This is a genomic window from Mycobacterium sp. E136 (assembly GCF_001666865.1).
Lineage (GTDB): Bacteria > Actinomycetota > Actinomycetes > Mycobacteriales > Mycobacteriaceae > Mycobacterium.
Genome location: NZ_LZJE01000304.1, coordinates 1 through 13,695, shown reverse-complemented (window position 1 = coordinate 13,695; position 13,695 = coordinate 1). Strand labels below are relative to the sequence as shown.

Sequence of the window (13,695 nt, the reverse complement as noted above, 5' to 3'; positions counted from 1 at the left end):
TCGCGTCGGCGTAGGCGATCGCGGCGCGCTCGTCGTCGGAGAACAGCGGCGAGGTCGCGTAGTCGTCGATGTGCTTGAGCCGGTCGACGTCCAGGCCGTCGAGGCGCTGCAGCATCGCACCGAAGTCGACGCACCACGAGCATCCGACCGTGCGGGCGGTCCAGAAGACCGCGAGCTCGCGGACGCTCTTGGGCAGCGTCTTCGACCCGGACTGCAGCATGCCTTCGTGCACGACGTTGGCGAGCATCAGCCGCGGGTGGTGCGCCGCCACGGCGAAGGGTTCGGGAACCTCGCCGAACCGGCGTTTGGCGACCCGGTACAGGAGCCTGGTCAGCAGCGTCGCGCGCTGCGGGGGGAGGGGTTCGATGCGGGTTTTCTTTGCGTTTTCGGTCATACCCATTAGACGAAACGGCCGGCGGATGTGTGACAGCCGAATGTGCGACACGACGTCCGTGCTGGTGACACGATGTTCAGGTGGACGCAGGACGGGGTCCGGGCGGTACAGCGACCGCCGCGGACCTTCGTTGCGCCGGCTGCGAGGCGCCGCTGGCAGCGACCGCGAAATTCTGCAGTGAGTGTGGCGCCGCGGTCGTGCATTCCGCCCGATCCGCCGAGTACAAGCACGTGACGGTGTTGTTCGCCGACGTGGTGCGGTCCATGGACATCGCGTCGGCGCTCGGCGCAGAACGGTTGCGTGAGATCATCACCGACCTCGTCGAGCGCTGCGCCGCAGTCATCCGGCGTTACGACGGCACGGTGGACAAGTTCACCGGCGACGGGTTGATGGCGGTGTTCGGTGCGCCGGTGGCGTTGGAGGATCATGCCGCGAGCGCTTGCCTGGCGGCCCTGGGGCTGCAGGAGGAGACCGAACGCCTCGCGGCCGAGGTCGCGCGACGTGACGGTATCGAGCTCCGGGTGCGGGTCGGGCTGAACTCCGGCCGGGTCATCACCGGCGACATGGGTTCGGGTGCATTCGGTTACACCGCGATCGGCGAGCAGGTAGGCATCGCACAACGCATGGAGGCGGTCGCCGCGCCCGGCGCGGTGATGCTCAGCGAGTCGACGGCGCGGCTGGTGGACGGCGTGGCTGTTCTCGGTGAGCCCGAGCGGGTACGGATCAAGGGCGCCGACGAACCGGTTGCGGCCCGCCGGCTGATCAGCATCAGCAGGGTGCACCGCCCCGATCGGCGCGACGAATCGCCGTTGGTCGGCCGGCGGTGGGAGCTGGCCGCGGCCGAGGGGCTGCTCGAGGGTGCGATCGACGGCCACGGTGCCGTGGTTGGTTTGGTCGGTCCGCCGGGTATCGGCAAGAGCCGGCTCGCGCGCGAGGTCGCGGCGCTGGCCGATCGGCGGGGCATCTCAGTGGTCCGCTCGTACTGCGAGTCGCACACCAAACAGGTCCCGTTCCATGCGCTGGCCGCGTTTCTGCGGGCGGGTACCGGCGTGGAGCGCCTCGACGCCGCCTCCGCGCGTGCCCGGCTCCGCGCAGCCCTCACCGATGTCGACGCCGAGGACGTGTTGCTGTTCGAGGATCTGCTGGGCATCGGCGAGCCGCATGCCGCGTCGGCGACCATCACCCCGGAGGCCAGGCGGCGGCGGCTGACCGCGATGGTCAACACTTACTGCCTGGCGCGCAAGATACCCGCGGTGTACGTCATCGAGGACGTGCATTGGATGGATGAGGTCAGTGAGTCGATGCTGGCGGACTTCCTGACGGTGGTCCCTCAGACACACCTGCTGACGGTGATCACGTATCGACCGGAGTACCAAGGGATTTTGACCAGGGTGCGAGGCGGGCACACCTTTACGCTGGCGCCACTTCGAAACTCGGATGTGCGCGCGATAGTCGACGGCCTGCTCGGAGCCACCGATTCGGTCGGAGAGCTGCGGGAGACGATTTGCGAACGGGCGGCGGGCAATCCGCTGTTCGCCGAGGAGATGGTGCGCGAGCTCGCCGAGCGCGGTGTGCTCGACGGCGAGCCCGGACGGTATCGCAACGCGGCGGACGACGTCGATGTGAGCGTGCCCGCGACCCTGCAGACGACGATCGCGGCGCGCATCGACCGCCTGGACCCGAAGGCCAAGCGCACTCTCAGCGCCGGCGCCGTCGTCGGCGCGGAATTTGGATTGGATCTCGTGAGTGCGCTCGGGGTCGAGCCCGCGGTGCAGGATCTGCTCGAGGCGCAGCTCATCGAGCAGATCAGGTTCGGGCGTCGGCCCGAATTCGTGTTCCGCAATCCACTGATCCGCACGGTGGCGCTCGAATCACAGCTGAGATCCGAACGCGCCGAACTGCATCGGCGCCTGGCGGCCGCCATCGAAGAGCGTGGCTCCGCGGGTGAGAACGCGGCGTTGATCGCCGAACACCTGGAAGCGGCCGGTGATCTGACGGCTGCCTACAACTGGCATCTGCGGGCAGCCACCTGGTCGATGCAGCGTGATGTCCGAGGCGCGCGGGCGGGTTGGGAGCGCGCCGCGCAAGCCGCCGACGCGCTCCCCCTCGAGGACCCGAACCGCACGGCCCTGCGCATCGTGCCGAAGACGATGCTGTGCATGTCGACATGGCGGGTCGGCGGGGGCCTGGCCGACACGGGATTCGAAGATCTCAGGGAACTATGTGAGGGTTCCGGTGACGACCTGTCGCTCGCGATCGGAATGTACGGCCAGATCGCGTTGCTGAGTTTTCAGCATCGCCACCGGGAAGCATCCACGCTGGCGTCCGAGCAATTCGAATTGCTCCAGGGATGCGACGGTGCGGTGAGGGCGCTCACCTACATCCATGCGGGAGCGATGGCGAAGGTTCTCGCGGGGGAGGCGCGGGAGGCGCGTCACATCGCGGATTGGGCGGCCGGACTGCTCGAGGGTTACACCGGCGCCGACATGAGCAACGAGCAGATCGGCACGGCTCTGGCGACGGCGTTGATCTGGGGATCGGTCGCCAAATGCGTCCTCGGCGAGCCCGACTGGCTGCAGAGTGCACGCCGCAGTGCCGCGCTGGAGCGCGAGTTTCACCCGGTGGGCGCGACTTTGGTCTTCATCATCGGCATCGGCTACTCGTTCGGCATCCACACAAAGGCCATCGTTCCGGACGATCGCGCCGTCGCAGACACGGAGGAGGCTGTTCGGAAGGGACGGGAGATCGGCGACGACCTCGCGCTGGCCACCGCTTGTTCGGCCCTGGGTCTGGTTCTCACCTCGCAGGCGACGGAAGCCGAGCGGCGACGTGGATTCGAGGTACTCCAGGAGTCGCGCGACTTGTACGAACGCAGCTCGATTTTCGCGCCCGCGGTCATCCCGAGAATCCGGATTGCCGAGATCACCGCTGTTTCAGGCGACCTCGACGGCGCGATCGAGGACTTGAGATCGCTCCTCGACACGCTTGCGCGAGGCGAGGAGAGGGTTCTGCGCGTGGAAGCCACCGCTGTTCTGGTGGAGTCGCTGCTTCGGCGAGGCGACACCGATGACATCCGGGAGGCGGCCGAGCACATCGACCGGATCGCGGATATGCCCTCCGAACCCGGCGTCGTGATCAACGAGATCCAGCTGCTGCGCATGCGTGCCCGGCTGGCCCGAGCGCGGGGCGACGACAGCGGCTTTCGCGACCTCGTCGAACGCTATCGTGCGCTGGCCGTGTCCCTGAACTTCGCCGGACACATTCAGCTCGCCGACGCGATGCGTCGTTCCTAGCGCGCAAACATCAGCGCGCGCTTGACCTCCTGGATCGCCTGCGTGACCTGGATGCCGCGCGGGCAGGACTCCGTGCAGTTGAACGTCGTGCGGCAGCGCCACACCCCGTCGACCTCGTTGAGGATGTCGAGCCGTTCGGCGGCGGCCTCGTCGCGGCTGTCGAAGATGAACCGGTGCGCGTTGACGATGGCGGCGGGGCCGAAGTACGACCCCTCGCTCCAGTAGATCGGGCAGCTCGTCGTGCAGCACGCACACAGAATGCACTTCGTGGTGTCGTCGTAACGGGCCCGGTCGGTCTGGCTCTGAATGCGTTCGCGCGTAGGGGGATTGCCGCTGGTGACCAGGTACGGCTTGATGGCCCGGTAGGCGTCGAAGAACGGCTCCATGTCGACCACGAGGTCCTTCTCCACGGGCAGACCGCGGATCGGCTCGATGGTGATGGTCAGCTGCTTGCTGGGGTTCTTCGGCAGCATGTCGCGCATCAGCACCTTGCACGCCAGCCGGTTGACGCCGTTGATGCGCATCGCATCCGAACCGCACACACCGTGTGCGCACGACCGCCGGAACGTGAGAGTGCCGTCCAGATACCACTTCACGTAGTGCAGCAGATTGAGCAGCCGGTCAGTGGGCAGGCAGGGAACGCGGAAGCTCTGCCAGCCACCCGAATCCGCGTACGCATCGGGGTTCTCCGGATTGAACCGGGCGATCTTCAGCGTCACCATCACCGCGCCCTCGGGCACGGGCGGCAGTTCGGGATCCTTGGTAGCCGGACCTTTTACGTCAGGCGCTAGGCTCATTTCTCCTCGCACAAGTGCTCGTCGGGAGTCATCAGTACTTCCGTTCCATCGGCTCATAACGTGTCTGGACCACGGGCTTGTAGTCCAGCCGGATGTCGGACAGAAGGTCCGCGCCCTCCTTGTAGGCCATGGTGTGGCGCATGTAGTTGGTGTCGTCGCGGTTCGGGTAGTCCTCCCTGGCGTGCCCGCCGCGAGACTCCTTGCGGTTCAGCGCACCGACGACGGTGACCTCGGCGAGCTCGAGCAGGAAGCCCAGCTCGATCGCCTCGAGCAGATCGCTGTTGTAGCGCTTGCCCTTGTCGTGCACCGTGATTCGCGAGTACCGCTCCTTGAGGGCGTGGATGTCGGTGAGCGCCTGCTTGAGCGTCTCCTCGGTGCGGAACACCGCAGCGTTGTTGTCCATCGACTGCTGCAGGGCGCCGCGGATGTCGGCGACGCGCTCGTTGCCGTGCTCGGAGAGGATGTCGCCGACCCACTGGACCACCATGCCCGCCGGGTTCTCCGGAAGAGAGACGAAGTCGTGGCCCAGCGCGTAATTGGCGGCGGCGATGCCCGCGCGGCGGCCGAACACGTTGATGTCCAACAGCGAGTTGGTGCCCAGGCGGTTGGCGCCGTGCACGGACACGCACGCACACTCACCCGCCGCGTACAGACCCGGGATGACCGTCGTGTTGTCGCGCAGCACCTGACCGTTGACCGTGGTCGGGATGCCACCCATCACGTAGTGACACGTCGGGTAGACCGGCACCAGCTCCTTGACCGGGTCGACACCGAGGTAGGTGCGGGCGAACTCGGTGATGTCGGGCAGCTTGGCCTCGAGCACGTCCTCGCCCAGGTGGCGCACGTCGATGTAGACGTAGTCCTTGTTCGGGCCCGCGCCGCGGCCCTCGAGCACCTCGAGCACCATCGAACGGGCGACGATGTCGCGCGGCGCGAGGTCGACGATCGTCGGCGCGTAGCGCTCCATGAAGCGCTCACCCTCACCGTTGAGCAGCCGCCCGCCCTCGCCGCGCACCGCCTCGGAGATCAGGATGCCAAGGCCGGCCAGTCCGGTCGGATGGAACTGGTGGAACTCCATGTCCTCCAACGGAAGTCCCTTGCGGAACACGATGCCGAGTCCGTCGCCGGTCAGAGTGTGGGCGTTGGAGGTGGTCTTGTACATCCGGCCCGATCCGCCGGTGGCGAAGACGACGGCCTTGGCGTGGAAGACGTGGATGTCGCCGGTGGCCAGCTCGTAGGCGATGACGCCGGTGGCGACGGGGCCGGACTGCGTCTCGGTGATCGCGATGTCGAGCGCGTAGAACTCATTGAAAAACTCGACGTCGTGCTTGACGCAGTTTTGATACAGCGTCTGCAGGATCATGTGGCCGGTGCGGTCGGCGGCGTAACAGGCCCGGCGCACCGGGGCCTTACCGTGGTCGCGGGTGTGCCCGCCGAAGCGGCGCTGATCGATGCGGCCCTCGGGGGTGCGGTTGAACGGCATCCCCATCTTCTCGAGGTCGAGCACCGCGTCGATGGCTTCCTTGCACATGATCTCGACGGCGTCCTGGTCGGCGAGGTAGTCGCCGCCCTTGACGGTGTCGAACGTGTGCCACTCCCAGTTGTCCTCTTCGACGTTGGCCAGTGCGGCACACATGCCGCCCTGCGCCGCGCCGGTGTGGCTGCGCGTCGGATACACCTTCGTCAGCACGGCGGTGCGGGCCCGCGGGCCCGCCTCGACGGCCGCCCGCATACCCGCGCCGCCCGCGCCGACGATGACGACGTCGTAGCGATGTTCCTGAATCATGTAAAGCTCCCGCTTACGTAATGTTCGCGTCGAAGGTGACCAACACGTAGCTGCCCAGCACCAAGGTGAATCCGGTCGCCAACAGCAGCACCGAGTTCAACCAGAATTTCGTGGTGTTCTTGCGTGCGTAGTCGCCGATGATGGTCCGCAGGCCGTTGGCCCCGTGCAGCTGGGCCAGCCACAGCAGCGCCATGTCCCAGATCTGCCAGAACGGTGACGCCCAGCGTTGCGCGACATAGTTGAAGTCGATGCGGTAGACCCCGTCCTGCCACATCAGCATCACGAAAAGGTGGCCCAGCGCCAGGAAGACCAGCGCCACACCCGAGAACCGCATGAACAGCCAGGCGTACTTCTCGAAGTAGGGGATACCGCGCGGCCGGCGCGGCGCACGCGGGTGGTCCAGGCTGGCCGGCCTGTCGTGCTCCTTCTCCATCACCGGAGCGATGCGGCCCTCGCGGTGGTGCGGTGTCCAGGCCCCCTGCGGCCCGCCGGCCGGCGCGCTCACAGGAACCGCTCCGCCATGTGCATGCCGATGATGCCCAGCGACGGGATGAACACCGCCAGGAAGATCCCGACGACGATCCACAGCATCACGCGCTGGTAGCGCGCCCCGTGCTGCCAGAAGTCGATGAGGATCACGCGGATGCCGTTCAGGGCGTGGTAGAGCACCGCGACCACCAAACCGATCTCCATCAATCCGATCAGCGGAGTCTTGTAGGTCTCGATGACCTCGTTGTAGGCCTGCGGGCTGACCCGCACCAGTGCGGTGTCGAGCACGTGAACGAACAGGAAGAAGAAGATCGTCGCACCGGTGATGCGGTGCAGCACCCAGGACCACATGGCGGGATCGCCACGGTAAAAAGTTCGCCTGCGCGGCCGCGACCGCGGAGCCGCGGAGGCTCCGGGCGGTCCCCCGGAAATCTGAGTACTCATCTGGCCTCCAACGCCTTCGGTGGACGATTGGGCTCTGGAGCTGCACCGGGTGACGTTCGGTCCGGTTCGCGCACTTCACCCAAACCTCGGGGCGAGCCTAATCCCAGTCGTACTGCTAAACGAACTACGGTTTAGCGGTTGATGTCTTGAAAAACGCCGAAGTTAGGGTTACCTATTCCGTTTCCGGGCTTCGCGCAGGGGACATCGGAATGCATTCAGAACCGCTATGGCGAGGGTGGCGCGATGTCGGATATCGACTGGAATATCTTGCGGCAGAAGGCAACTGAGGTGACGGCCGCCGCGTATGCGCCGTATTCGGGCTTCCCGGTCGGTGCGGCGGCGCTGGTCGACGATGGCCGGGTGGTGACCGGTTGCAATGTGGAAAATGTCTCATATGGCCTAGGTCTCTGTGCGGAGTGCGCAGTGGTCTGCAACCTGCATTCGAGCGGCGGTGGCCGGCTGATCGCACTGTCGTGCGTCGACGCCGCCGGGGAACTGCTGATGCCGTGTGGCCGGTGCCGGCAGGTGCTGCTGGAACATGGAGGACTCCAGATGCTCATCGACCATCCCCGCGGTCCGCGCCCCCTGACCGAGCTCTTGCCCGACGCCTTCGGCCCGGCCGACCTGGCCCGGCGCGACCGGCTGCCGGGCGAGGAAACTCCGTGACGCAGTTCACATTTGACGCACCCACCGTCATCAGGGTGAAGCGCGACGGTGGGGAGCTCTCCGATGCGGCGATCGACTGGGTGATCGACGCCTACACGCACGGCCGGGTGGCCGACGAGCAGATGTCGGCGCTGTTGATGGCGATCTTCCTACGCGGGATGACTGCGGCCGAGATCGCCCGGTGGACGGCGGCGATGGTGGACTCCGGCGAGCGGCTGGACTTTACAGATCTTCGCCGCGATGGAAAGCCACTGGCGTTGGTGGACAAGCATTCCACCGGCGGGGTGGGCGACAAGATCACCATCCCGCTGGTGCCCGTGGTGATGGCATGCGGCGGTGCGGTGCCGCAGGCGGCCGGGCGCGGACTCGGTCACACCGGAGGCACCCTCGACAAGCTCGAGTCCATACCCGGTTTCACCGCCGAGATCTCCAAACATCAGATCCGCCAACAGCTTTGCGATCTGGGCGCCGCTATCTTCGCCGCAGGGGAGCTGGCTCCCGCCGATCGGAAGATCTACGCGCTGCGCGACATCACGGCGACCACCGAGTCGCTGCCGCTGATCGCGAGCTCGGTGATGAGCAAGAAGATCGCTGAGGGCGCCCGCGCGCTGGTGCTCGACACCAAGGTCGGGTCGGGCGCGTTCCTGAAGACGGAGGAGGAGTCGCGGGAACTGGCCCGCACGATGGTCGAGCTGGGGACGGCGCACGGCCTGACCACCAGGGCGGTGTTGACCGACATGTCCACCCCGCTGGGTCGTGCAGCGGGCAACGCCGTCGAGGTGGCCGAATCGCTCGAGGTGCTCGCCGGGGGCGGCCCGGCCGACGTGGTGGAGCTGACGCTGACGCTGGCCGCCGAGATGCTCGACGCCGCGGGTATCGACGGCGTGGACCCGGCGCAGACGTTGCGGGACGGCTCGGCGATGGATCGGTTCCGCGAGCTCGTCGCGGCGCAGGGCGGCGATCCGACCGCGGACCTGCCGGTCGGCCCTCACGCCGAGACCGTCACCGCGCCGCGCGATGGCAGGATGGAGAGCATCGACGCGATGGCGGTGGGTATGGCGGTGTGGCGGCTCGGAGCGGGACGCTCCGCTCCCGGCGAGCGTGTGCAGCCGGGCGCCGGGTTGCACATCCACCGAAAAGTGGGCGAACCGGTGAGCGCAGGCGAGCCCCTGTTCACGCTGTACACCGAGACCCCCGACCGCTTCGAGGGGGCGATCGCCGAACTGGACGGCGCCTGGTCCGTCGGCGATGCCGCACCGCCGCCGCGTCCGTTGATCATCGACCGAATCACGAGCGGAGACTGACCGGAGAGCGACATGACGACGCCGCTGACGCTGGACTCGATCAGGCAAGCGCCCAAGGCGCTGCTGCACGACCACCTGGACGGCGGGCTGCGCCCGGCGACCGTCCTCGAGCTCGCGGAAGCGACCGGTTACGACGGCCTGCCCGCAACCGAGGTCGACGAGCTGACGGCGTTCTTCCGCACCGCGGCGCACAGCGGGTCGCTGGTGCGCTATCTGGAGCCGTTCGCCCACACCGTCGGCGTGATGCAGACACCTGAGGCCCTGCATCGGGTGGCCTACGAGTGCGTCGAGGACCTGGCGGCGGACAACGTGGTGTACGCCGAGATCCGTTTCGCGCCCGAACTGCACATCGACGGCGGCCTGTCGCTGGACGCCGTCGTCGACGCGGTGATGGCGGGGTTCGCCGACGGTGAGAAGGCGGCCGCCGCGGAAGGGCGGACCATCACCGTGCGCTGCCTGGTGACCGCCATGCGGCACGCGGCGCGCTCACGCGAGATCGCCGAGCTCGCGATCCGGTTCCGCGACAAGGGCGTGGTCGGGTTCGACATCGCCGGAGCCGAGGCCGGATATCCGCCGACGCGCCACCTCGACGCGTTCGAGTACATGCGAAGCAACAACGCGCGCTTCACGATTCACGCGGGCGAGGCGTTCGGCCTGCCGTCGATCCACGAGGCGATCGCGTTCTGCGGCGCCGACCGGCTCGGCCACGGCGTGCGGATCGTCGACGACATCACCGTCGCACCCGACGGCACCGCGCAACTGGGTCGGCTCGCGGCGCTGCTGCGCGACAAGCGCATCCCGTTCGAGCTGTGCCCGTCGTCCAACGTGCAGACCGGCGCGGTCGCCAGCATCGCCGAGCATCCGTTCGATCTGCTGGCGCGGTTGCGGTTCCGCGTCACGGTCAACACCGACAACCGGCTGATGAGCGACACCTCGATGACTCAGGAGATGCTGCGACTGGTCGAGACGTTCGGGTACGGCTGGAGCGACCTGCAGCGGTTCACGATCAATGCGATGAAGTCGGCGTTCATCTCGTTCGACGAGCGGCTGTCGATCATCGACGACGTCATCAAGCCGCGCTACGCGGTACTGATCGGGTGAGTTATTCCTGGCGCAGCCGGGACTCGACGAACGCCTCCAGCGCCTCCCACTGCTCGACGGCCTTGGCGTACGGCGGGCTGGGCGCGCGGACGGTGTCAGGCTCCAGGACGTGCGCGACCAGCCTGCCGAGCGGCTGATCCGGGTCGAGGGCCTGGTCGACGGTCGTGTCCTCCGCGTAGTCACCGACATCGCGAAGAAGTTCGACGGCGAGTTCCAACTGGTCGTGGTCCAGCGCATCGGGTCCGTCGGCGAGGTCGTCGACGATGCCGGTGAGCACGTAGACGTTGTCCTCGGTGACCTCGACCTCCAGCGAGCCGTCCGTGGCGGCCGTGCGGATGTCGTCGTAGGTGGCCAGGCCCGACAGGTCGTGGTCATGCTCGTCGGCCAGATAGCGCGCCAGCGCCCGCTCCGAGCCGAAGACGCTGATGCGGCCGTTACGCCCGAGGAACACCGGCTGGTCGTCGAGGTAGCACCGCAGCGTGTAGTACGTGCCCGCGCTCGTCATCAACCGCACCGGATCGATGCCGACCTTGAGCCAGAAGTCCTCGTCGCCGCCGAGGACCTGATTCTGCGCCTGCGCGGTCAGGGCGTCGGACTCGTCCTCGGCGTCCTCGTCGTCATCGGGGGTGTCGGCCTCCGCGGCCTCGTCGATCGCCTCGTCCTCTTCGGGCTCGGGCGCCGGCTCGGCCAACTCGGCTTCGGCCTTCTCCGACGCGGTGGCGTCGACGTCCGGGGTGGTGACCAGCTCGTCGAGCGCGTCGACGACGTTGTCCCAGGCGCGGGCGATGACCGCCTCGATCTCGCCCCACCGCTTGCGTCCGCTGCGGCCGGAGAACGAGTCGATTCCGCCGCCGAGGGTGCCCAGCACCGGGTTGCCATTGAAAAACCTTGTGACGACCGGCAGCTCGCACACCGAGCCGAGCGAGGAGACGATCGCCAGCGTGCGGTGCAGTTGGCGGACCGCGTCCTCGCTGACCTTCTCCGCGACGATCTCCGGCACGCCGATGACGTCGTACTGGTGCTCCTCGGCCGGGTCCAGGCGGTGCGCATTGGCCTCGGTGAGCTTGGTCCATGCGGGGTGGTCGGTCAGGTCGTTGTCCTTGTTGGTCCTGACGAACGCGACCAGGTCGGCGACCGACTCGAACACGTAGAGGTCCTCGTCCTTGCCGAGGAAGGCCTCCCACTCGTCGCCGCCATCACGCCAGCGTGGAGCCCATAACGTGTACAGGTCGCCCTTGGTCAAGCCGAGCCGGATCGGCACGATGTCAGCAGCCATGGCGGACAGCCTAACGATCGGGAGCTACGCCGAAGCTGGCACAGTGCTGTCACGCCGTCGGACGCCAGAACCCCTGGAAGCCCTGCCCGGCGTTGGTGGTCCGGATCGGCGACAGCTTCACCGGGTCGCCGGCCTCGATCATCTGGCCGTTCCCGACGACCATCGCGACGTGGCCGTCCCAGATGGCGAGGTCGCCGGGCCGCAGGTCGGCCGGCGAGACGGGCGCACCGACATCCTGCTCCTGGGCCAGCCGCGGAAGCGTCAACCCGGCCTCCGCATACGCCCACTGGGTCAGGCCGCTGCAGTCGAGGCCGACGCCCGGCGTGGTGCCGCCCCAGTCGTACGGCACCCCCAGCTGTGTCAGCGCATATCGAACGGCGCTCGCGGCCACCGCGTTCGGTGCGGTCGCCGTGCTGCCGTCCGGCAGCCGCACCGCGACACCGTCGCCGAATGTGGTGGCGTCCGGCGGCTCCGGGCGGGAGAGGTCGGCGATGTCGCGCACCAGCGAGCCGAACCCACCCGCACCGGAACCGAGCCCGCCCGCACTGGACCCCAGCCCGCCAGCGGGCACGCTTCCGCCACCGAATCCGGGGGTGCTGAAACCCGCGGGCGCGGTGGGCGCCGGCCCCGAGGCGGGCGCCGACGCCGGGGCCGGCAGGCCCGCGGCGTGCCCGTCCAGCTCGGCCCGGAGTTCGTCGACGACGGCCATTGCCTCGGCGAGCGATCGGCGCGCCTCGGCGACCAGCTCCTGCGGGGCCCCCGGGGAGTCCAGGTACGGCTCCAATGCGGCCGCCCGCACCTCGAACTCGTCGACGATCGCGCGCAGTTGCTCACGGGCACGGGCCACCGCCGCGCCCGCCGCCTCAGCCGTCGCGCCGAGCCGCCCCGTCCGCTCGGCGAGCTCGTCGGTCTGAGCGACCGCCGCGGAGAACACGCCCGCCGCCGCGTCGGCGCCCGACCCCGTCCAGCGCTGCGCCGTGCGGCTCCACGCGTCGGCGGTCGACGCCGACAACTCGCGCAACGCGTCGCGTACGTCGCGCAGGGCGTCCGCCAGCTCGGCTCCCGAGCCGGAGCCGACCAGCGACTCGAGCTCCCGCAGCGGCGCCGTCAGCCCGGCCACCAACGCACTCGGCATCGGCTACAGGCCGAGGACCCGTGCGCCCGCGCGGTCGTCCGCGTCGTCATAGGCGAGCGCCGTGCGGTACGCGGTGTCACCGGTCGCCGAGGCGACATCGCCCAGCGCGGCGACGATGCGCGCCTGCTCGGCGACGGCACCGGCCAGCGCTGCGAGGAACGGTTCGCCGACCGGACCGAACGCGGCCGTGTTTGCGGGAACGGCGGTCAGTTTCGCGGCGATGGCGCCCAGTCGGTCGGCATGCGCGGCGGTGGCCGCGGCCAGGGTGCGGACGGCGTCGGTGTCGGCGTGCATGTGGATAGGACGCACCGCGACGCGCCCCGGTTCCCGCTATGGTCGCCCCATGGATGTGCGCGTGGTCGATCACCCGCTGGCGGCCGCGCGACTGACCACTTTGCGCGACGAGAACACGAACAACGCCGCGTTTCGGGCCGCGCTGCGCGATCTCACGCTGATGCTGGTGTACGAAGCCACCCGGGACGCCGCCGTCGAAACCGTCTCGGTGCGCACCCCACTCACCGAGACGACCGGATGCCGGCTCGCCAACCCGCCGTTGCTCGTGCCCGTCCTGCGTGCCGGCCTGGGCATGGTCGACCAGGCGCATGCGCTGATACCCGAGGCGCGGGTGGGTTTCGTCGGCGTCGCGCGCGACGAAGAGACACATCAGCCGACGCCGTATCTGGAGTCGCTGCCCGAGGACCTGAGCACGCGGCCGGTGATCGTGCTCGACCCGATGCTCGCGACGGGCGGTTCGATGGTGCACACCGTCGAGCTGCTGTATTCCCGCAACGCCGTTGACGTCACGGCGATCTGCGTCGTCGTCGCCCCGGAAGGCCTTGCCGCACTGGCGAAAGCGGCTCCGGACATCCGGCTGGTCACCGCGACCATCGACGAGGGACTCAACGAGGTCGCCTACATCGTGCCCGGCCTCGGCGACGCCGGCGACCGCCAGTTCGGTCCCCGTTAAAGGCGCGCGGCGACCTCCCGCAACTCGTCCTGAACGCGTCGTG

General features: G+C 68.3%; 12 protein-coding genes and 1 pseudogene. 5 read left to right on the top strand and 8 right to left on the bottom strand.

The annotated features are described in order from the left end of the window. Positions 1–427: pseudogene (locus tag A5698_RS19530) on the bottom strand (carboxymuconolactone decarboxylase family protein); the annotation flags it as partial. A gap of 47 nt (positions 428–474) precedes the next feature. Here A5698_RS19530 and A5698_RS19525 point away from each other — a divergent pair. Continuing rightward, positions 475–3,687 (top strand): ATP-binding protein, encoded by a 3,213-nt coding sequence (locus A5698_RS19525; RefSeq protein ID WP_231967468.1) that lies wholly within the window; start codon positions 475–477, stop codon positions 3,685–3,687. Here A5698_RS19525 and A5698_RS19520 read toward each other — a convergent pair. From A5698_RS19520 to sdhC, 4 genes are all read right to left on the bottom strand, one after another. Beyond that, complete coding sequence (locus A5698_RS19520; protein ID WP_068300194.1) at positions 3,684–4,484, bottom strand: succinate dehydrogenase iron-sulfur subunit; 801 nt, start codon at positions 4,482–4,484, stop codon at positions 3,684–3,686. The two genes, A5698_RS19525 and A5698_RS19520, sit on opposite strands and share 4 nt — an antisense overlap. A 31-nt stretch (positions 4,485–4,515) precedes the next feature. Continuing rightward, a complete protein-coding gene (gene sdhA, locus A5698_RS19515) occupies positions 4,516–6,270 on the bottom strand; it encodes a succinate dehydrogenase flavoprotein subunit (protein ID WP_067091399.1) in 1,755 nt (584 codons plus the stop codon). A gap of 13 nt (positions 6,271–6,283) precedes the next feature. Next, complete coding sequence (locus A5698_RS19510; protein ID WP_067091544.1) at positions 6,284–6,703, bottom strand: succinate dehydrogenase hydrophobic membrane anchor subunit; 420 nt, start codon at positions 6,701–6,703, stop codon at positions 6,284–6,286. Positions 6,704–6,771: 68 nt separating this feature from the next. Beyond that, positions 6,772–7,110, bottom strand: a complete 339-nt coding sequence (sdhC, locus tag A5698_RS19505) for a succinate dehydrogenase, cytochrome b556 subunit (RefSeq protein WP_067091402.1) — start codon at positions 7,108–7,110, stop codon at positions 6,772–6,774. Positions 7,111–7,446: 336 nt separating this feature from the next. Here sdhC and A5698_RS19500 point away from each other — a divergent pair, with 336 nt between their 5' ends. Genes A5698_RS19500 through A5698_RS19490 form a run of 3 tightly spaced genes read left to right on the top strand, consistent with a single transcriptional unit; the run spans position 7,447 to position 10,274 of the window. Then, complete coding sequence (locus A5698_RS19500; protein ID WP_068300193.1) at positions 7,447–7,869, top strand: cytidine deaminase; 423 nt, start codon at positions 7,447–7,449, stop codon at positions 7,867–7,869. Next, positions 7,866–9,173 carry a thymidine phosphorylase gene (locus A5698_RS19495; protein WP_068300192.1) on the top strand — a complete coding sequence of 436 codons (1,308 nt, stop codon included), beginning with the start codon at positions 7,866–7,868 and terminating at the stop codon, positions 9,171–9,173. The genes A5698_RS19500 and A5698_RS19495 overlap by 4 nt, the downstream gene beginning before the upstream one ends. A 12-nt stretch (positions 9,174–9,185) precedes the next feature. Further along, on the top strand, positions 9,186–10,274 hold the full coding sequence (locus tag A5698_RS19490; RefSeq protein WP_068300190.1) for an adenosine deaminase: 1,089 nt from the start codon (positions 9,186–9,188) through the stop codon (positions 10,272–10,274). Position 10,275: 1 nt separating this feature from the next. Here the strand turns inward: A5698_RS19490 and satS are convergent, their stop codons facing one another. From satS to A5698_RS19475, 3 genes are read right to left on the bottom strand one after another with little or no spacing between them, the layout of a single operon-like run. Continuing rightward, a complete protein-coding gene (satS, locus tag A5698_RS19485) occupies positions 10,276–11,550 on the bottom strand; it encodes a protein export chaperone SatS (protein ID WP_068300188.1) in 1,275 nt (424 codons plus the stop codon). Between the two features lie 49 nt (positions 11,551–11,599). Continuing rightward, positions 11,600–12,685: a C40 family peptidase gene (locus tag A5698_RS19480; RefSeq protein WP_068300185.1), complete on the bottom strand. Its 1,086-nt coding sequence runs from the start codon at positions 12,683–12,685 to the stop codon at positions 11,600–11,602. A 3-nt stretch (positions 12,686–12,688) separates the two neighbouring features. Beyond that, positions 12,689–12,979, bottom strand: coding sequence for a type VII secretion target (locus A5698_RS19475; protein WP_068300182.1), 291 nt, complete (start codon positions 12,977–12,979; stop codon positions 12,689–12,691). 49 nt (positions 12,980–13,028) lie between these two features. Between A5698_RS19475 and upp the strand changes: the two genes are divergently transcribed. Further along, positions 13,029–13,652, top strand: a complete 624-nt coding sequence (upp, locus tag A5698_RS19470; RefSeq protein WP_068300180.1) for a uracil phosphoribosyltransferase — start codon at positions 13,029–13,031, stop codon at positions 13,650–13,652. Positions 13,653–13,695 lie beyond the last annotated feature (43 nt).